The organism is Natronobacillus azotifigens (genome assembly GCF_026805325.1).
GTDB lineage: Bacteria > Bacillota > Bacilli > Bacillales > Amphibacillaceae > Natronobacillus > Natronobacillus azotifigens.
Window position 1 is genome coordinate 1 of record NZ_JAPRAT010000011.1, and the last position, 19,156, is coordinate 19,156.

At 39.5% G+C, this 19,156-nt stretch carries 16 protein-coding genes, 1 pseudogene and 1 riboswitch; of the genes and pseudogenes, 10 read left to right on the plus strand and 7 right to left on the minus strand.

Annotated elements, in window-relative coordinates; genetic code table 11:
• The first annotated feature begins 107 nt into the window (after positions 1 to 107).
• Positions 108 to 497 (plus strand): hypothetical protein, encoded by a 390-nt coding sequence (locus OWO01_RS07095; protein ID WP_268779747.1) that lies wholly within the window; start codon positions 108 to 110, stop codon positions 495 to 497.
• A complete protein-coding gene (locus OWO01_RS07100) occupies positions 488 to 697 on the plus strand; it encodes a hypothetical protein (protein WP_268779748.1) in 210 nt (69 codons plus the stop codon). Before OWO01_RS07095 ends, OWO01_RS07100 begins: the two co-directional genes overlap by 10 nt.
• Before the next feature lie 506 nt (positions 698 to 1,203).
• On the opposite strand, the gene nrdG is transcribed toward OWO01_RS07100, so the two are convergent.
• The 6 genes and pseudogenes from nrdG to OWO01_RS07130 form a co-directional block, all read right to left on the minus strand.
• Positions 1,204 to 1,701 (minus strand): anaerobic ribonucleoside-triphosphate reductase activating protein, encoded by a 498-nt coding sequence (gene nrdG, locus OWO01_RS07105; protein ID WP_268779749.1) that lies wholly within the window; start codon positions 1,699 to 1,701, stop codon positions 1,204 to 1,206.
• Between the two features lie 203 nt (positions 1,702 to 1,904).
• Positions 1,905 to 3,773: pseudogene (locus OWO01_RS07110) on the minus strand (anaerobic ribonucleoside triphosphate reductase); the annotation flags it as partial.
• Between the two features lie 263 nt (positions 3,774 to 4,036).
• A complete protein-coding gene (locus tag OWO01_RS07115; protein ID WP_268779750.1) occupies positions 4,037 to 4,849 on the minus strand; it encodes a zinc-ribbon domain-containing protein in 813 nt (270 codons plus the stop codon).
• A 249-nt stretch (positions 4,850 to 5,098) separates the two neighbouring features.
• Positions 5,099 to 6,529, minus strand: a complete 1,431-nt coding sequence (locus tag OWO01_RS07120) for a zinc ribbon domain-containing protein (protein WP_268779751.1) — start codon at positions 6,527 to 6,529, stop codon at positions 5,099 to 5,101.
• Between the two features lie 292 nt (positions 6,530 to 6,821).
• Entirely contained in the window at positions 6,822 to 7,535 is a 714-nt protein-coding gene (locus OWO01_RS07125; RefSeq protein ID WP_268779752.1) for an EAL domain-containing protein, read from the minus strand.
• Between the two features lie 209 nt (positions 7,536 to 7,744).
• Positions 7,745 to 9,505: an ABC transporter substrate-binding protein gene (locus OWO01_RS07130; protein ID WP_268779753.1), complete on the minus strand. Its 1,761-nt coding sequence runs from the start codon at positions 9,503 to 9,505 to the stop codon at positions 7,745 to 7,747.
• A 99-nt stretch (positions 9,506 to 9,604) separates the two neighbouring features.
• On the opposite strand from OWO01_RS07130, the gene OWO01_RS07135 reads away from it, so the two are divergent.
• A complete protein-coding gene (locus tag OWO01_RS07135; protein ID WP_268779754.1) occupies positions 9,605 to 10,213 on the plus strand; it encodes a non-canonical purine NTP pyrophosphatase in 609 nt (202 codons plus the stop codon).
• Positions 10,197 to 11,426 carry an MFS transporter gene (locus OWO01_RS07140; RefSeq protein ID WP_268779755.1) on the plus strand — a complete coding sequence of 410 codons (1,230 nt, stop codon included), beginning with the start codon at positions 10,197 to 10,199 and terminating at the stop codon, positions 11,424 to 11,426. Before OWO01_RS07135 ends, OWO01_RS07140 begins: the two co-directional genes overlap by 17 nt.
• A gap of 190 nt (positions 11,427 to 11,616) precedes the next feature.
• Here OWO01_RS07140 and OWO01_RS07145 read toward each other — a convergent pair whose 3' ends face one another.
• Complete coding sequence (locus tag OWO01_RS07145; RefSeq protein ID WP_268779756.1) at positions 11,617 to 12,249, minus strand: helix-turn-helix transcriptional regulator; 633 nt, start codon at positions 12,247 to 12,249, stop codon at positions 11,617 to 11,619.
• A gap of 233 nt (positions 12,250 to 12,482) precedes the next feature.
• On the opposite strand from OWO01_RS07145, the gene OWO01_RS07150 reads away from it, so the two are divergent.
• The 6 genes from OWO01_RS07150 (at position 12,483) to OWO01_RS07175 (ending at position 19,114) form a co-directional block, all read left to right on the plus strand.
• Complete coding sequence (locus OWO01_RS07150; protein ID WP_268779757.1) at positions 12,483 to 13,241, plus strand: YveK family protein; 759 nt, start codon at positions 12,483 to 12,485, stop codon at positions 13,239 to 13,241.
• Positions 13,216 to 13,905 carry a CpsD/CapB family tyrosine-protein kinase gene (locus OWO01_RS07155; protein WP_336283861.1) on the plus strand — a complete coding sequence of 230 codons (690 nt, stop codon included), beginning with the start codon at positions 13,216 to 13,218 and terminating at the stop codon, positions 13,903 to 13,905. The genes OWO01_RS07150 and OWO01_RS07155 overlap by 26 nt, the downstream gene beginning before the upstream one ends.
• 427 nt (positions 13,906 to 14,332) lie before the next feature.
• A riboswitch (TPP riboswitch) is annotated at positions 14,333 to 14,434 on the plus strand.
• Positions 14,435 to 14,545: 111 nt separating this feature from the next.
• Positions 14,546 to 15,127 carry an energy-coupled thiamine transporter ThiT gene (gene thiT, locus OWO01_RS07160; protein ID WP_268779758.1) on the plus strand — a complete coding sequence of 194 codons (582 nt, stop codon included), beginning with the start codon at positions 14,546 to 14,548 and terminating at the stop codon, positions 15,125 to 15,127.
• Between the two features lie 279 nt (positions 15,128 to 15,406).
• Positions 15,407 to 16,174 (plus strand): tyrosine-protein phosphatase, encoded by a 768-nt coding sequence (locus tag OWO01_RS07165; protein ID WP_268779759.1) that lies wholly within the window; start codon positions 15,407 to 15,409, stop codon positions 16,172 to 16,174.
• Positions 16,175 to 16,304: 130 nt separating this feature from the next.
• A complete protein-coding gene (gene galU / locus OWO01_RS07170) occupies positions 16,305 to 17,189 on the plus strand; it encodes a UTP--glucose-1-phosphate uridylyltransferase GalU (RefSeq protein ID WP_268779760.1) in 885 nt (294 codons plus the stop codon).
• A gap of 101 nt (positions 17,190 to 17,290) precedes the next feature.
• Positions 17,291 to 19,114 (plus strand): polysaccharide biosynthesis protein, encoded by a 1,824-nt coding sequence (locus OWO01_RS07175; RefSeq protein WP_268779761.1) that lies wholly within the window; start codon positions 17,291 to 17,293, stop codon positions 19,112 to 19,114.
• The last annotated feature ends 42 nt before the right edge of the window (positions 19,115 to 19,156 follow it).

The window sequence follows — 19,156 nt, forward strand, 5'->3', positions numbered from 1 at the left end:
GGAAAAGATGCGAACAAATCGCGGAGAATGCGAACAAATCGGAAAAGATGCGAACAAATCGCAGAGAATGCGAACAAATCAGAAAAGATGCGAATAAATCGCGGAGAATGCGAACAAATCAGAAAAGATGCGAACAAATCGCGGAGAATGCGAACAAATCAGAAAAGATGCGAATAAATCGCGGAGAATGCGAACAAATCAGAAAAGATGCGAACAAATCGCGGAGAATGCGAACAAATCGGAAAAGATGCGAACAAATCGCAGAGAATGCGAACAAATCAGAAAAGATGCGAACAAATCGCAGAGAATGCGAACAAATCGGAAAAGATGCGAACAAATCGCAGAGAATGCGAACAAATCAGAAAAGATGCGAACAAATCGCAGAGAATGCGAACAAATCAGGAAAGATGCGAATAAATCGCAGAGAATGCGAACAAAAAGGAAAAAATGCGAACAAACCGCGGAGAATGCGAACAAATCAGGAAAGATGCGAATAAATCGCAGAGAATGCGAACAAATCAGAAAAGATGCGAATAAATCGCGGAGAATGCGAACAAATCAGAAAAGATGCGAACAAATCGCAGAGAATGCGAACAAATCAGGAAAGATGCGAATAAATCGCGGAGAATGCGAACAAAACGGAAAAGATGCGAATAAATTGCAGAGAATGCGAACAAATCAAGAAAGATGCGAATAAATCTCGGAGAATGCGAACAAATCGGAAAAGATGCGAATAAATCCCGGAGAATGCGAACAAATCAGAAAAGATGCGAATAAAACGTGGAGAATGCGAATAAATCGCGAAAATCGCACGCAACCGCCAAGCACACTCTCGGCACCTAGTCACTAATCTTGAAAAACTAAATAAGGATGGTTCAGCTTAGGCTGAATCAATTGATCGAGCACACCCCTTATAAGGAAGGTTCAGTCTCCGCCTGAACCTCATCCTTTTAAATGCAGTGAGGTTCCGGATACCTCCGGAACCTTCCTTATTTTCAATTAAACATCAATCGGAAGGTTTCGGCCCAAGCCGAAACCAACCCCAACCCCAACCCCCATGCTCATTAACTCTCCTTTACTTTGCCACAGCACAATCTCCGACTATATTACCCGCAAAACATCACAGCATTGGATCACCGCACCCCGCATCAATAGCACCACCCCGCATCCCCGCACCCAACCAAAAAAAGGAACCAGCTCCCTTTAGCTGGTTCCCTGCCTTTCACAATATGCTATATCAATGTCACTCAAATCAATAATCCTCTGATTGCGGCTGCCTCGGAACTTCAGGCTCAAATCACGTTCCGCTAAAATAAACGGGCCATCAATTAGTACATCACAGTAACGGAGAAGTTCTCGTTTTGCTGCACCATCTTCGCCTTCTGCCTCCAACAACTGTTCTAATGTATAGCCACTGAATGTCCAGATGTTCTTTCCAAGCTCTTTTAAACGTCGAGCAACTTCAGCAACTTCTTTCGCCTGGAAGAACGGCTCACCACCTGATAACGTGACATCGGTCAGCGGGTTGCTCGCTACTTCAGCGACGATTTCATCTGCTGTCATTTCCGTCCCGTTGTTGATGTTCCAACTGGCGGGATTATGACATCCTTTGCAGAAGTGGGGGCATCCAGCAAAGAAAATCACCGTCCGTAATCCCTCACCATCTACTACAGAATCATGCAAAATATTCATTACTCGCATGCAAATCGACCATTGCTTTCATTCGCTAAGTTAGTATTTTCGCCCGAAATAGATTCGCTTGTCTCCGGTTCACGATGTCTAAGGTCACCGCACGTACTACGTTTAGCACCCAATGTCCCAGCTTCGCTAACTTCAGTCCCGCCAAAATCTGCAGGACCGCTCGCACCACTATCACTTAATGCATCTTTCAAGTTGGCACTTTGTTGGTGCTTCACACGTTGACTTTCTTCTGCACGTTTCGCTGTATTCCATTTCTTCATATCACCAACGAGGTAACCGGTGATTCGGCGAATACGTTCTACTTTTTCGTCATCACTTGTATGACATTTTGGACATTCATTATCAATGATGCCTGTATAGCCACATTCCATACAACGATCGACCGGGTGGTTAATCGATCCATAACCAAAGTCGTTCGCAGCCATTGATTTAACCAACACATCTAGTGCTTTCGTATTTTTCGATACATCGCCATCACATTCGATATAGGAGATGTGTCCACCATTACATAACTTGTGGAATGCTCCTTCACGTTTGATTTTGTCAATCGCTCGAATGTTGTAGTACACAGGTACATGGAAGGAATTTGTATAAAAAGTCCGTTCCGTAACACCAGGGATTTTTCCGAATGTCTCTTGGTCGCGTTTCGTGAATTTGCCAGACAACCCTTCCGCTGGTGTAGCAATGAGCGAAAAATTCAAATCATTAGTGTCCGCTGCTGCATCAACACGGCTGCGCATGAACGAGACAATTTCGTAGCCAAGATCATAGGCTTCGTCAGATTCACCGTGGTGCTCTCCTATTAATGCTACTAATGCTTCCGCTAGTCCAATGAAACCAACACTTAACGTTCCTTGTTTCAACACTTCTTCTAGAGTGTCCGTCGGAGCTAGATCTTCACTGTTTTTCCAAACGTTTTGTCCATATAAAAAGGAGAAATGTTGTGCCTGTTTTTTCACTTGAAAAGCATAACGCTCTAATAATTGCTTTACAACCAAATCCGTATAATAGCCAAGCTTGTCAAAAAATTGATCTTTTGTTTGGGAAGTCAAGGCGATCTTCACTAAGTTAATCGATGTGAACGATAAGTTTCCACGCTGAATACTATTATCATCCCCATGGCGGTTAGCCATGACACGAGTACGACAACCCATATACGATACTTCGGATTCTGGTGTGCCATCATAATGTTGAACGTTCACACTTGAATCAATAAAACTAAAGTTCGGGAACAGGCGCTTTGCTGTTGTTTCTAGTGCCAACTGGTATAAATCATAGTTCGGCTCACCTGGTTCATAATTCGTTCCTTTTTTCATTTTGAAAATTTGAATCGGGAAAATCGGTGTTTCCCCATTTCCCAGTCCTGCTTTCGTTGCACGCAATAAATTATCGATTAACAAACGCCCTTCTGGTGAAGTATCCGTCCCATAGTTAATCGAAACAAACGGTACTTGTCCACCACCGCGTGAATGCATCGAATTGCAGTTATGAATAAAAGCTTCACAAGCTTGATAAACATCCCGATCCGTTTCTTTCCAAGCAAGTTCGTCGATTTCGGTATCCGTCCATTTCGTTGGATAACTACGCAGGCGCTTCAAATGTTTGCGATGTGTTTTATGTACATAAGGTGCTAAATCATAATCAAACATGGGATAACTTTGTCCACCGTGTTGCATGTTTTGATTCGATTGAAAAATAATTGACGACAGAGCCATTGCGCTACAAATATCATTCGGCTCACGCATGTAACCATGTCCTGTGTTAAAGCCACCTTTTAAAATAGCCCCCAGTGGAATTTGACAACATGTAGTTGTTCCGGTCGGCATGAAGTCGAGATCGTGTGGGTGAATAAAATTTGCTTCAATTGCTTCGGTAACTTCTTCGCTTAGCATTTCCGTTTTCGCATAGTGCTTTGCAGTTTCTGATGCGAATTTCGACATTTGTCCCATTGGAGACTGACCATCGACATTGGCATTCTCTTGTATAAGATCTTGATTGCTAGATTCAACGATTTCTGTTAAGGCATGTAATAAATGATCTGTAGTTTTTTCCGATACTGTAGATAATTGCAACTATCTCACTCCCGATACAATATGTTGTATATATAGAAAAAATCAAACACTATATATAGTATTTGATTTAAAGTCTAGCATATTATTTTTTAAAATAGAAGTGAGTTATATCACATTTTTTTAGCTGGATTTGCTCGAACCCTAACCGTTCTAAGAGTTCGAGCGATAAAAAAATTTTTGCTAAAATGTGTCGACAAATTTTCGACAATCTTAGCGAAATCTTCAAATAGGAGTACAACTCCATGCACTCCTATCAGAATAAATTACCACGGAATTGAATCGATAATTTGCGCAATAAATATATCACCTACGATTAAGATGAAAATCCCTACTCCTACATAGGTCAATACAATGCCATAAAAAATATCAAGACCCGTATCCGTACCCGATGTTTCTTTGATCGAGAACAGCGTAGCCATACTTGCAATCGAAGCAAAGGACATGGCTAAAGCAATCAAGAATGCACCGAAACCGCCACCTAACAGGGCAAATAACATGCCTAAAGCTGCTAATGCAGTTGGCAATACTAACATAGAAGCAAAACGAGTTAATACACCCACATAAGAAATAGGGGCTTTCATTAACTGAGCTACACCGAACTTAATTCCAATTAATACAGCAAAAAAGATTAAGAATAGGAAAAATGGTGTTACAACATAATCCATGAATGTTGGAGTATAAAACGAACCTAAAAGGGAATTAGAAACCATATTTCTTGCAGCAAAATAAGAAAAGAATGGCACAAATAAAGAAAATAGTACAAGTGTAATAATTCCATTAATCATATCTGATTTACTGTCTGTCATTTTTTTACTTGTTGCAAAAGGATGCAGCAAGGCGCTCGGTAAGAAGTTCCAATAATCTTTACTTGCTTTTTTCACTTGCTCCACTTGCGGATTTGGTTGTGCTGGTGTCTGTGGCGTTTGCGCCGTGTTGTTTTGAACAGGTTCTTGTTCTGCGCCACCAGCTTTTGCTTGATCACCTAATTGGTTTGGTGCATCAGTAATTTTTGATCCACAAGATGTACAGAATTTTGCATCAGCATCCAGTGATGCATTACAATTTGGACAATGCATGAATAAATCGCTCCTTTTTCTTTTTTTTTAATTTATTCCAGAGTAAGTAACCATCCGTAAGCCTTCCACTTCAAAATATTAAGAAAATTAGGTGGGAGTAACGGAAGCTAACCCTCGGAATGATTCAAGGGTCTTTAGGTCATCCTTTAGAGCTAAAATCAGTGGGGAAAGCTAAAACTTCCACTGATTGAAGCTTTATTTAAACGGTATTTAGCTACAACTTAGAATATCTTCTCGCTAAAAATAGCCCTACCGTTCAATCTCCATCACATTATTTTCACTAAATGACCATAAATTCTGATAATGGTTGATCAGCCAAGCATCCTCAGCTTCATCATAGACAAACTCGATTTGCCAATCATTATTTTCCTCATCAAGTTCTGCCTCATCTAAATCTTCTTCGTCATAAGCTGTTGCACTGTTAAAAACAATTCGCGTCTCTACGTAAGCATAGTACGTATCATTATAGTGTTCCAGATAAAAACTATCGAGATCAATCATGGTTTTCACATGTTCGCCAGTCCAGTAACGATGCCAAAAACCAGAATCATCGACACTGTCGGCTAACGCACCATTCAACAACTCATCGGTTGCAACGGTCACGACAGAAAAATCATCGGGAGAATCATGCAATGCTGCATATTCTTCACCAAACGTATGGATCATCTCGATCAATGTTTCTTCTAAATCATTTGTAAACGGTTTTGGTACCGACAAATAAATATAGTTTTGATCAATTGCGGTACGTTCTGATGTTATGTTACCCCACGGGAATGCTAACGAAGCGTGGGCGGTAAGAGAACCATCAGTCGATACGGGACCAAATGTTTCTTCCTGTTCAACCGTTATCGCATCATCATTGATGAAAAATTCAATCTCTGAAGCTATATTCGCATATTCTGCATTCAGTGAAATATAATCACCATAGATCGGCAAGTTCACATGATAGTCCTGATCATAGGGATTAAGTAGAGATAATTGATTGGTAGTTTCTAACGTAGCAAATTCATTTTGATAGGTTGCAGTTAGTTGATATACTCCCGGTAATACCGGACCGTGTTCTTTACTGTAGTCGTCCTGATCACTGACGGCAATAACTTCATCTCCAAAAGTAATCTCTGTATCTACCATATTTGTTGATACAGAAAAATAGAACGGTGTAACTTCAATTATGTATCGATCATAGAAAATAGCTGATTTCCCCTCTTTTTTCAAGGTGAAAATGGTATCTCCATACACGGAATCGTTATTTTTGAACGCCTCTGCTTGCGATCGTAACGTATCCACATAATAAGGCTGACTTGATGGAGAAGCTGCAATTACCTCCAGTAAGTTCTCTACACCTGCTGAAGTGATTTCCAATCGACTATCACTTGATTCAAGTAGCGACGCCAAAGCATTCGCATCCTGTTCCTGCAACGCTTCCTCAAATTGGTTGATTAGACGTTCTGGATTCGTAATCGAAGCGCCAATCTGATAACCTCCAAACACAAGCAGAACAATCGCCGCAACACTAGCAACCATAATTTTTTGTTTCAACGTTATCTGACGTGGCGACTTGGGTGTTGCTGGTTGCTGAACTGTTGGCGGTTTCTGGCTACCACCAATTGGAGTCCCGCATTCTGGGCAGAATTGTGCATCTTTTTTTAGCTCATGCCCACATTCCTTACAAAACTGCATACATATTCATCCTCTCTTTTTACTAGATTACATGCTTGAGATTATTATAGCGTAATTCGACAAAATTCACTAGATAATCTTATTTGAAAATAAAAAGAGGAAGGAGTATTCAGAATAATTGTAAATACAATTCAGGAGCACCATTCGTAAGACTCTCCATTGAAAACAACAGGAAGAGGAAAGGTGGCGCTCCAACGACTAAAGGCTAGTAGGTCATTCTTTAGCACTAACAATCACCATAGCTGAGCACCTAAAAACCGTTTTCACTTTCTATAAGAAAGAAGGGAGAGCACTAACATTCTTGAAGCAAAGCGGGTCTTCCTAAATAATAGCCTTGGGCATGTAACACACCAAGCTCCTTTGCATATGTCAATTCATTTTTCGTTTCCAGTCCTTCTAAAATGAGTTGAATTTGATTGGTTTGACAATAATTCTGAAAAAAATAGATTAAGCTTTGTTTTTGTTTCGATTGATTTAATTGGCTACTAAATAACCGATCGAGTTTGATGAAGTCAGGTTCGATCTCAATAATCATATTGAAGTTGGCATAGCCGGTTCCTACATCATCTAGTGCAATCCAAATGCCCAGTTCTCTTAAACGATGAATATAGGTGACAAAATCCAATGATTCGTCGAATGTTTCAGATTCTGATACTTCTAATACGAGTTGATGGGCTTGTATGCTACTCTTGTTAAATAAATCCGTAATAAAACTATAAAAACGCGGATCAACGAGTGTTGATGGGAGTACATTGATAAAAAGTAGCAATTCAGCTTTCTTTACATTCGCATCTTGATACGTAGCAATTGCTTTCTTGATTGATTTTGTATCTAGTTCATATAAGAGTGATGCACGTTTTGCAGCTTGAAAGGCAAACTCCGGATTAGGATATACGCGGGAGCGAAGCAGTGCTTCGTAACCAAGTTGCTTCTGCCTTTTTAAATCAAAAATCGGTTGATAATAATGATAAAATTGTTCTTCTTCGATAAACTGATCAATGATCAAATGGCCACCATCCTTTGCAGCTACAACTTGACAACATATTCATATCATTACAATTATATCAAAATATACCATAAAACCAAGTGTATCGACAAAAAAGGAATCAATGTACCTAGTATTTGATCAATAGATAAGAAAAATGTCGTAGGCAGTCATGAGGGGGGCACGGTAACTGAACAAAGTGCATGCTCGTTTGTTCACGTTCAGTTCTGTTATTCTTCTCTATCAAACCAAAGTTTACAAAAGTCAATCCAACCTAGCACATTAAGTTCAATTCCTTTGAAATAAGCAGGATAAATCGCATATTGATTTAGCCGATACAAGTATAAACTATGATGATTTGCAACAAGATGTGCTTCTAGTTGATCAATTTCCGCTATAATACGCGCTTTAGGTAAAGAAGAAACCAAGTATTGTTCTAGTTTCTCTTTGCTCTTCGTAGGTAAATGATAGGATAGTAAACCATGATCACCAAGAAAAGTCTTAAAGTAGGTTATCAAAGGATCCTCAACTGCTAACTGTTCTCCGATTAACATATCAATATCCCGTAAAGGCTGGCGGAAAAAATCAGCATATTCATAAAAAGTGATGCTTATCTTGATTCCTACTTTACTCAATTGGGATTGAATCCATTGGCCATCTAATTCGTTTCCTGCTCCTTTATAGCCTGCTAAAGTAAGCACTTCTCCTCGATAGTTGCTCTTTTCTAACAATGTTTTTGCCTGATCAAGTGATGTTTCTTGTAACGAACCTCTTTCCAACGTTCGGCGCATGCGAGTTGCTGTTACGTATCGGTTTCCTCCTAGCGTTTTAATTAAATGACTAGGTTGGATCGCAGCACAAATGACTTGGCGCAACGCTCGATCATTCGAAAGCAGACCGGTTTGTCCATTAAAAGTTAATAATTTGCTCCCTTGATCGATAAATGTTTGCTCTTGATAGTGATGCAAATCATTGGAATAAGGATAATGATAGAAATTGAGTGTGGAAGTTTGTTCTGTTAACAACTTATCCTTGTTATCGTATAAATTTGGAAAGAAATATAGTGTCACTTGATCAAGAATGGGACGAGCACGATAATACTTTTCATTAGCGACCATTGAGAGTTGTTGTTCGTTATTTTCGATTAATCGAAACGGACCAGTCCCCTGCAATTTCCCATTTTTCATTGGTGATACGATGGCACCTGCTAATGTTGCCATGATTTCTAAAAAGAAGGGCATTGGTTTGTCAAAAATTATTTTTACTGTCAAGGGTTGGATCACTTCTAGTGTGTCGATGTGTTTCCCTACCCAATAATAGGGCGATGATTTGTGTCGGTGACGATCGAGGCTTTCACATACGTCTTTGGCAACGAGCTGTCGACCATCATGAAAAAATACTGATTTTCTTAAATAAAACCACCATTGTGTTTTTTCATTATTTGTCTTCCATGCATGTGCCAATCCAGGTTTCATACCATGACAATGCTGGTCAACAGATACAAGGGAATCATAGAGGTGACGCATGAGATGATTCTCTGTCCGGCGATCCATACAAGCAGGGTCAAGAATAGGTAGAGAACGGTAGGATGGAAAACGCAAATGATCGATGTTCGCTTCTATTCGTGAGGAAGGCATTTGTTCAAAAATAAGATTTGTCATAAATTGGTGGATGACCGTTTGAGCGATTGGGTATTGATTTATAAAGTGAACAGCATCATCAATCGATTGATGACGGGCGATTCGCTTTGCCTCTGTGAAGACAACGTCATCGAAAGAAATACGTAACGTAAGCTGTGAATGGTGTCCTCTTCCTCTTCCGGGTTGCCAGTCAATCCAACCTTTCTCCTGCATTTTTTTCACAACGATTTTGACATTACGGTCTGTACAAGAAAATAACAGAGCAAGTTGATCAACGGTAACAGAAAGCGATGGATAGGAATCAACTTCACGATACGCAAACCACAATTTTTGATAATAATCAATCAGCAAGATGACCACTCCTTAAAAAGGGGAAATGAATTCAATTCTATTCTACACTTTTATTCCTCTTTTAAAAAGCTAAACTAGTAAGCGAAGGGAGGAAGTCGATTGAAATTACGATTAGCTACAAGAAATAAAAGAAAACAAAAGGAAATGGAACAAAGGTTTGCTCACCTACCCATCATGTGTATAGCAATGGGCGATGACATCGCAGATATTGAAGAAACAGGTTCAACTTTTTTGGAAAATGCCTCGCTAAAAGCTAAGACAGCTCAATGTTATTACCCAAATGATATTATCGTCGGTGAAGACTCCGGGTTACAGGTGAGTAGTTTAGATGGTTTTCCCGGTGTGAAAACTGCACGATTTTTACCTGGGCATGACCGAGATCGAGCAAAGGCTTTAGTTGAAAAACTATCCAATTACCCAATCGATCAACGTCAAGCCTACTTTCACAGTGTGATCTCGATTCTTTTTCCTGATGGACAGGAGAAAATTACGAAGGGGTCGATGGTCGGCTGGATAGGTGAAGCAGCCGATCAACCAATTAACGGATACGAGGACATCTTTCAACTGGCAAATGGCTCTTATCTTCACACACTTTCGGAGCAGGGGTTTCGTGCCTTTTCGCCTCGTCAAATTTCATTAAGACAAGCTAGTCTTATCATCAATCATTGGCTTCGTGAAAAAGGAGAAAATCATGAATCGAACAAATAAACTTAGCGTAATAGGGATTGCAGTCTTTACAGGTGTTGCGATTATGGGGGATGCCATGCTCTCGATTGTTCTTCCTATCTATTGGAGTGATATGGGATTGACAGCGGTTTGGCAAGTGGGGGTATTGTTGTCGATTAATCGTTTTGTGCGATTGCCCATCAATCCACTGGTTGGTTTTTTCTATCGACATTATTCATTAAGATTAGGAATATCAATTGCGATGGGTTTAGCCATTGTCTCTACCTTCTCCTATGGGATCTTTAGTCAATTTTCTATTCTAGTCATGATGAGGATTGTATGGGGAATTGCATGGTCTCTCTTGCGATTGGGAGGGTTTCTCTCCATCATTCAACTAACATCGAAAACGGACAGAGGTCAGTTTATCGGTTTATACAACGGCGTTTGGGGGATAGGAAGTTTAATCGGAATGTTAGTAGGGGGATTATTAATTGCGGAAACATCAATTCGCTTTATTACTACGTTATTTGGATTGATCGGTTGTGTCACTTTCCCGTTTGTTCCATTTCTCACCCCCTCAGGAAAAAAAGAACCGACAGTTCAAAAAACAACTACCGATCAGCAGAAGCCACTTTTAGCACTCGATCAGTTTGTATTAACGCTATCAACAAGTATGGTAATGGGGTTACTTATCTTTGGGGTATTTTCTAATACATTAAGTGCACGGATTGATCAGAGTTATCAGGATAATTGGACGTTCATGTCGTTTGCTTTCACATCCACTGCCATAGCAGGAATCATCCAAGCTGTTCGTTGGGGATGGGCTCCATTTTTAGCTCCTTTTATCGGCAAGTATTTAGATCATACGAAGCATAAACAGCAAGCACTCATTTGTTTTTTACTTAGCCTAAGTGCACTATTCGCTTTGATCGGCAGTATCAATCAGATTTCGTTTGTGATTGTTCTTTTGCTGCTGTTTCAATTCGTCTCAACTGGTTTTGTCACAACCACAGACACAATCGCTAGCGACTTAGCCGAGAAAGGCGATTCGATAAAAGTGATTACCTTCCACACGATTATGGTTGATACGGGTGCTGCGCTTGGCCCACTACTAGCATTTGGTTTATTAGAATACTTTCCACTGCGTGTTGTTTACCTAATAGCGTCTATTCTCCTATTTGTCCTCGCGATCGGATGGATAAGTTGGTTAAGAAAAAAGCAGAATGATCCCTTTGCTTTTTCTGTAAGGAAATGAATAGAGAAATAGTTTCAACATCAGATTCAAAATCAAAGTAGGTCGCGCTAGTGTGATGCACGGTAGCACTTCGAAGGAATTCATGAAAAATCAGTGGGAGAAGATGCCCCACCCGCTGATCGCAGTTTTTTAATATTTCATGGAGACGTTTCCTGGCTATTCCTTGGTCTGAAGTAGAAAGAAGAGCAGTTCAAAAGGTAAACCATCCATGTCTTAATGCACTCAAAACTACATTTGTCCGATTGTTTTCATCGAGTTTCTTCATTAAATTGCTAATATAATTTTTCACGGTACTCTCACACAAGTAGAGTGCCTCCGCAATCTCCAAATTTGAACAACCTTTTGTTAGCAAATCAAGCACTTCCCACTCTCGATCAGTAAATACGTTAGGAGGACGTTCCGTAGTTGGTTCGTGTTTTGTTGCAATTTGATAGGCATCTTGCAGAACAGTAGCAATCGGATAGTGAATATAGCGTTGATTGGATAAGATGATTTCTATTGCGCGAAGCAGTTCAAATTCTTCAATTTCTTCAGATAAATAGCCATGAATTTTTATTTGAAACAAACGATCGATGGACTCGATCTGTTGCTTGCCAATTAAAACGGCAACCTTTAAATTTTTTTTTAATAATTTTTCGATAATGGGAACAGGATCATGTAAGATAGATATATCGATGATAATTAGGTCAATAGTAGGTTTAGATAATAATTGCTCTAAGTCTAAAGTATGTTGATGTGAAATGTGGTTGCATGCTAAGTCTAGCTTATGTAATAGTGTTGTACACATAATTGATCGCGGTTTAATTAATTGAATCGTTGTCATAGAAGTACCTCCAGTAGTGTAAGAAGGAAATGAAGGATTTCCGATATTCCCAATTAAATTAGAAATCGAAACATCCTTTGTTTCATTTATTCAATCATACCATTATCTTTCCTCAAAAAAAAACTTCCAATTCCTAAGATAATCCCCAAATTGATATATTACTATGGTATAATTTCTTTTGTGTAAAAAGAGAAAGGGCTTCGACGATGATAGTCTACAGGAGGGTCAAATAGATGGAAGAAACGATATCATTAAAGGAAATATTTTCGGTAGTAAAAAAACGCTTATTTTTAATCATTATTCTCATGCTTGGAGCGACGCTAATTAGTGGCTTAGTTACGCGTTACGCAATCACGCCAACATATCAAGCAAGCAATCAGTTTATTGTAAATCAAAGTAGGGATCAAGCAGATACGTCGGTTGATCTCAATCAAATTCGTTCTAATGTGGAGATTATAAATACGTACAATATTATTATGAAAAGTAACTATATTCTAGATCAAGTAGTCGATCAGTTGGACCTAACTATTTCATCAGGATCACTCAGTAATAAATTATCGATTCGTAACGAAGGCAACTCACAAGTTGTAACCGTAACGGCGACAGATCCGGATCCTGCGATGGCGGTCGCAATAGCCAATACGACGGTTGAAATTTTTCAGAATGATATCGGCGATTTAATGCATGTTGATAATGTAAACGTCTTAGCAGAAGCAAAGCTGGCAGCAAATCCTAGTCCGGTAAGTCCGAACTTAACATTAAATGTAGCAATAGCATTGGTGCTTGGAGCGATGGTTGGTGTTGGATTGGCATTTTTACTAGAATTTTTAGATACATCAGTCAAGACAGAAGAAGATGTAGAGAACAAATTAGAGCTGCCTGTTTTGGGTGTAATTTCCCATATCAGTGATCAGGACATCGTGATTCCACATCAAATGAATCGAACAAGAGAAAGGGGAGCGTACAGTGGCCAAACGAAAAAAAACAGCTAACAATACGATGCGTCATTTAATTACGAAAAGTAATCCTCGCTCACCAATTTCTGAGCAATATCGAACGATACGAACAAATTTACAATTTGCTTCCGTTGATGGCGATTTAAAGACGATGTTGGTAACTTCGGCCGGACCATCAGAAGGTAAATCATCAACCGTAGCGAATCTAGCAATTGTTTTTGCGCAACAAGGAAAGCGCGTTTTATTAGTTGATGCAGATATGCGGAAACCAACGGTACACTATACGTTCCGTGTGGACAACCGTCGTGGTTTAAGTAGTGTATTGGTGGGAGAATTGTTGTTAGAAGAAGCGACAACAAAGTCGGACATTCCTGATTTAGATGTTTTGGCTGCTGGACCAATTCCACCAAATCCGTCGGAATTACTTGGTTCCAAAGCAATGATGAAAATGATTCAAGAAGCAACAAGCTTCTATGATTTAGTCATCTTTGATACGCCACCAGTTTTGGCCGTTACCGATGCGCAAATTCTAGCAAATCAAGTAGATGGTGCATTACTTGTTGTTCGTAGTAAGCAAACAGATCAAGAAGCCGCCCTTAAGGCAAAACATTTACTAGAGCCAGCAAAAGCGAAGTTATTAGGTGCAGTACTAAATGACCGTGACAAACAAAAAGATCAATATTATTATTATGGAGAATAAAACTTGCCAACTTGGCAAGTTTTTTCTTTTCTAAAATAATTGTTGGATAATAACATGGGTGTAGTCAAAGGTGGCCGAAAAGGTTGCTGATTCGGACAGAAATAAGTCAGAATCAAGCAAAGTTGTCCGAAAAAGGAGTTAATTCGGACAGTAATAAGCTAGAATCAAGCAAAGCTGTCCGAATGAGGGGTTAATTCGGACAGAAATAAGCCAGAATCAAGTAAAGTTGTCCGAAAAAGGGGTTAATTCGGACAGTAGTAAGTCAGAATCAATCAAACCAGTCTGAATAAACCCCACCGCTGACTAAAAATTCACTTCAACCTTTATGTTAGGAAAATCCACCTTTGCTCACGATAGTACAAGCAAAGCTATTGCCAAGTTAATCAGGTTTGGTTATAATGACAGTAACAAAAATTGCATAGCAAGTTAAGCCTTCAAGGGGAGCCGAGCGCGGCTGAGAGTGAACAATCGTTCAGACCCTATGAACCTGTTAGTTAGTACTAGCGTAGGGATGGTGGCTTTTTTGATGGCGTAATGTAGCAATGCGAGCGGGTCCTCCATCAGGAAGCATCCCCTTGTCATTGCTATTTTTGTTGCCATTTTTTCATTCGTCAATAAAAAATTTTTAGGAGGAATTACAATGCAACAAAATCGTACGTTATTTTTAATTGAGGTCGCAATCTTTTCCGCATTTGCCTTTGTATTAGACATCATTCCTTTTTTATCATTTAAAGTTTGGCCACAAGGTGGATCAGTATCCTTTGCGATGATTCCAATCTTTATCATTGCTTTCCGTTGGGGAACAAAAGGTGGGTTATTAGCAGGTTTCTTATATGCTATTCTTCAAATGACATTGGGAACACCATACATTCTGAATTGGGCTCAAGCACTGTTGGATTACCCAATTGCTTTCACTGTGCTTGGTTTTGCTGGCGTGATGTCGCCAGCTGTCCAAGGGTCATTGAAGGCAGGGACGACAAAACGTTTTGTTGGTATGGTCACAATAGGTGTGTTAATCGGAATTATCCTTCGTTTTGTAGCACATTTCTTATCTGGAATCATTTTCTTTGGTTCGGTGTTGGAAGTAGGCGATTGGTATTATTCTCTTTGGTATAATGGCTCGTATTTACTACCGGCATTCATTATTAATGTCATTGCAGTGGCGTTCTTATTCCATAAACGTCCGAAACTAGTAGCGGGGAATGAGAAAAAAACTGCGTAAGAAAAGAAAAAGCTAGGACTCGCGAAAAAACAACCCACTTATACGGGGTTGTTTTTTTTATGGAATTTGCAAACGTTGCCAAAAAAACATAGTAAGAAAGGACTATGAATTTTTCGTAAAGTTAGACGAAAAATTCATATTTTCCCCAACGTTTTCCCTTGATTTTGTAAAGAAATGTTATCCATGAGGTTCCATTTTTTCTAGTAGCCTGCTATACTAGTACTAATGTAATTTTTCGTTAGAGACAAAAATAATTAATAGATAAAAGGAGTGCTTCGTATGATAGATATCCACTGTCATATATTGCCGAACGTAGATGATGGAGCGAAACATATGGAAGATAGTGTTGCGATGGCGAAAGAAGCAGCTTCACAAGGTATTCATACGATGCTCGCCACACCTCATCATAAAAATGGAAGATATGATAATCCAAAAGATTCTATCATCCAAGGGGTTGCTGAACTAAACAAACGTTTAGAAGCAGAGGGAATCCCTGTGACTATTTTACCTGGTCAAGAAATTCGTATCTATGGAGAGATGATCGAAGACCTTAACCACAATGAATTATTACCTATTAATGAAACAAGTAGATATGTATTGGTAGAGTTACCAACCAATCATGTTCCTCGTTTTACCGCGCAACTATTGTTTGATCTGCAAGTACAAGAGATCACACCAATCATTGTGCACCCAGAGCGAAACACACAATTACTAGAGCACCCGAATATGTTGTATGACTTTGTTCGAAATGGTGCGCTAACTCAAATTACCGCTGCAAGTCTTGTCGGTAAATTTGGGAAAAAAATTAAGAAATTCTCGCATGACTTAATCGAAGCGAACTTAACACACTTTGTAGCATCTGATACGCATAATACAACGTCAAGGCGCTCTTATATGCAAGAAGCAACGAAAGAAATTAAACAAATATATGGAACAGGCACCGTTTATTACCTAATGGAAAACGCCCAATTGTTAATCGAAGGACAAACGGTATTCGCGGAAGAACCCACACGGATTAAACAAAAAAAATTCCTCGGCTTGTTCTAAGTTGTTTTTTCTGTACTAGAGAGAACCAATCGCACATACACATAGGAAAGTGTGTGGCTGTATTGACCTTGCTGGATTAGGAAACCCATCTAAATGAAATATTAGAGATGAAAAAGGAGTTATACCAATTATGAAAAAAGTAAAAAAAGCAATTATTCCTGCTGCTGGTTTAGGTACACGATTTTTGCCAGCAACAAAAGCGATGCCGAAAGAAATGTTACCGATTGTAGATAAGCCGACGATTCAATATATTGTTGAAGAAGCGGTTGCTTCAGGAATCGAAGACATCATTATCGTTACCGGAAAAGGGAAGCGTGCGATTGAAGATCATTTTGATTTTGCGCCTGAACTAGAACAGAATTTAAAAGAAAAGAATAAGTTGAATCTGCTACATAAAGTAGAGCAATCTACGAATCTAGCTGATATTCATTATATCCGCCAAAAAGAACCAAAAGGACTTGGGCATGCGGTATGGTGTGCTCGTAAATTCATTGGTGATGAGCCATTTGCTGTACTGCTCGGTGATGATATCGTGCAAAGCGATGTTCCTTGTTTAAAACAACTAATCAATCAATACGAAGAAACAGAATCATCAGTCATTGGTGTGCAACAGGTGGATCATAGTGTGACTGATCGTTATGGGATTGTTGATCCAAGTTCGCAAACCGGACGTCGTTATCAAGTAAATCATTTTGTGGAAAAACCAGCACTTGGAACTGCACCTTCTAACTTAGCAATCATGGGTCGTTATGTATTCACACCAGAAATCTTTCATTTCCTAGATCGTCAACAAGTCGGTACAGGTGGAGAGATTCAACTAACCGATGCGATTCAAATGCTAAATGAAATTCAAAAAGTCTATGCCTATGATTTCCAAGGAGCGCGTTATGATGTTGGAGAACAGCTTGGCTTTGTGCGTACCACGTTAGAGTTCGCTTTAAAAAATAAAGACATTGGATCTGATGTGGAAAAAATGCTGATCGAGCTTGTGGAGCAGTTACAAGTAAAGAACTAGGTTGAGATAAGGAAAGGGTGCATAATTTATGCTATCTTTCCCATTTGTTTAAAAACAACAAAACAGGTGTTAATCATCATGAAGAAGAGGGAGGCAAGCGTATGTCTTATCGAAAAAGAATGTTTCTACTTATGTTGCTAGATTCATTGACAGTTAGTCTAGCAATTTTTGTTGCCTCTTGGATTGTATACCCAGGAATGCAAGTATGGTCCACTCAAACGGTGATCATCAGTACGATTTCCCTTTTGGTGTTTCATCATCTGTATGCATTTTTATATAAGCTTTATCATAAAGTGTGGGCCTATGCGAGTGTGAATGAATTATTTGCGATTGTGCAAGCCATTACGTTATCTGTCGTATCTACCGGAATTATTCAATATTTTATTAATGGCTTCTCTATTTATCGCAGAGCATTGCTGGTTACCTATTTACTATATTTACTCTTAATTGGTGGAACAAGATTCACGTGGCGAATCGTACGAGATCGTTTTCTTGTTCGACAAAAAGATCAGAAGCGAACGTTGATTGTAGGAGCAGGTGCAGCGGGGGCGATGATTGCTCGTCAGTTGAAAAATGAGCATCATAACACGGATCTTTGTCCGGTTGCGTTCGTGGATGATGATGTGACGAAGCATCGAATGCAACTTTATGATATTCCTGTAATTGGTGGAACAGATAATATTCTTGAAGTGGTGGAAGCGGAAGCAATTGACCATATTGTCATTGCGATTCCTTCACTAAAAAATGGTGACTTAAAGAACATTATCAACCAGTGTAATAAAGCAGATGCAAAAGTTCAAATTTTACCGAAAATTGAGGATATCGCAACAGGTCGCGTGTCTGTAAATGCCTTGCGTAATGTAGATGTAGAGGATGTACTTGGAAGACCTCCAGTGACACTAGATATTCATAAAATTTCTGAATATGTGACCGATCAGACCGTAATGGTTACTGGTGCTGGTGGTTCGATTGGTTCAGAGATTTGTCGGCAGCTGATGCGTTTTACTCCTGATCGACTCATCTTAGTAGGACACGGGGAATTTAGTATTTACTCGATAGATATGGAGTTGCGTAACACATTCCAGACAAAAGATGTCGAGATCATTCCAATTATTGGTGATGTGCAAGATCGAAAGCGGATGTTTAGCATAATGGAGACATATCAACCAACAATTGTTTATCATGCAGCTGCACATAAACATGTGCCGTTAATGGAGCATAACCCACATGAAGCAATTAAGAACAATGTGATTGGAACGAGAAACGTAGCCGAAGCGGCAGATACGTTTGGGATTGGCACATTTGTGTTGGTGTCTACTGATAAAGCGGTAAACCCAACGAATGTGATGGGCGCAACAAAACGAGTAGCAGAAATGGTTGTGCAAGATCTAGCCTCCCGAAGCAAAACAAAATTTGTTGCGGTACGATTTGGTAATGTACTCGGAAGTCGCGGTAGTGTAATCCCGCTCTTTAAGAAGCAAATTGAAGCGGGTGGTCCTATTACGGTTACCCATCCTAATATGACTCGTTATTTTATGACGATTCCAGAAGCTTCTCGACTCGTGATTCAAGCGGGAACCCTAGCCAAAGGTGGAGAAATATTCGTTTTGGATATGGGTGAGCCTGTGAAGATTGTTGATTTAGCGAAGAATCTAATTAAACTATCCGGATTCTCGACCAAAGATATTCCGATTGAATTTAGCGGAATACGACCAGGTGAGAAGATGTATGAAGAACTGTTAGGGGAAGATGAAATTCTCCCAGGCGAAGTTTATGAAAAGATTTACGTAGGACGAACAAAAGAAGTGCATACCGAACGGCTGCTAGCTTTGATTGAGCAATTCCCGAAATATTCGAATGAGGAACTTAAGGATGAATTGATGGGGATTGTTTTTGGGGAGCGGGAAGTTGAAGCCGTAACATAAGTCTATTATAAAAGATGTTATATTGATTCAGCTACTATTTTT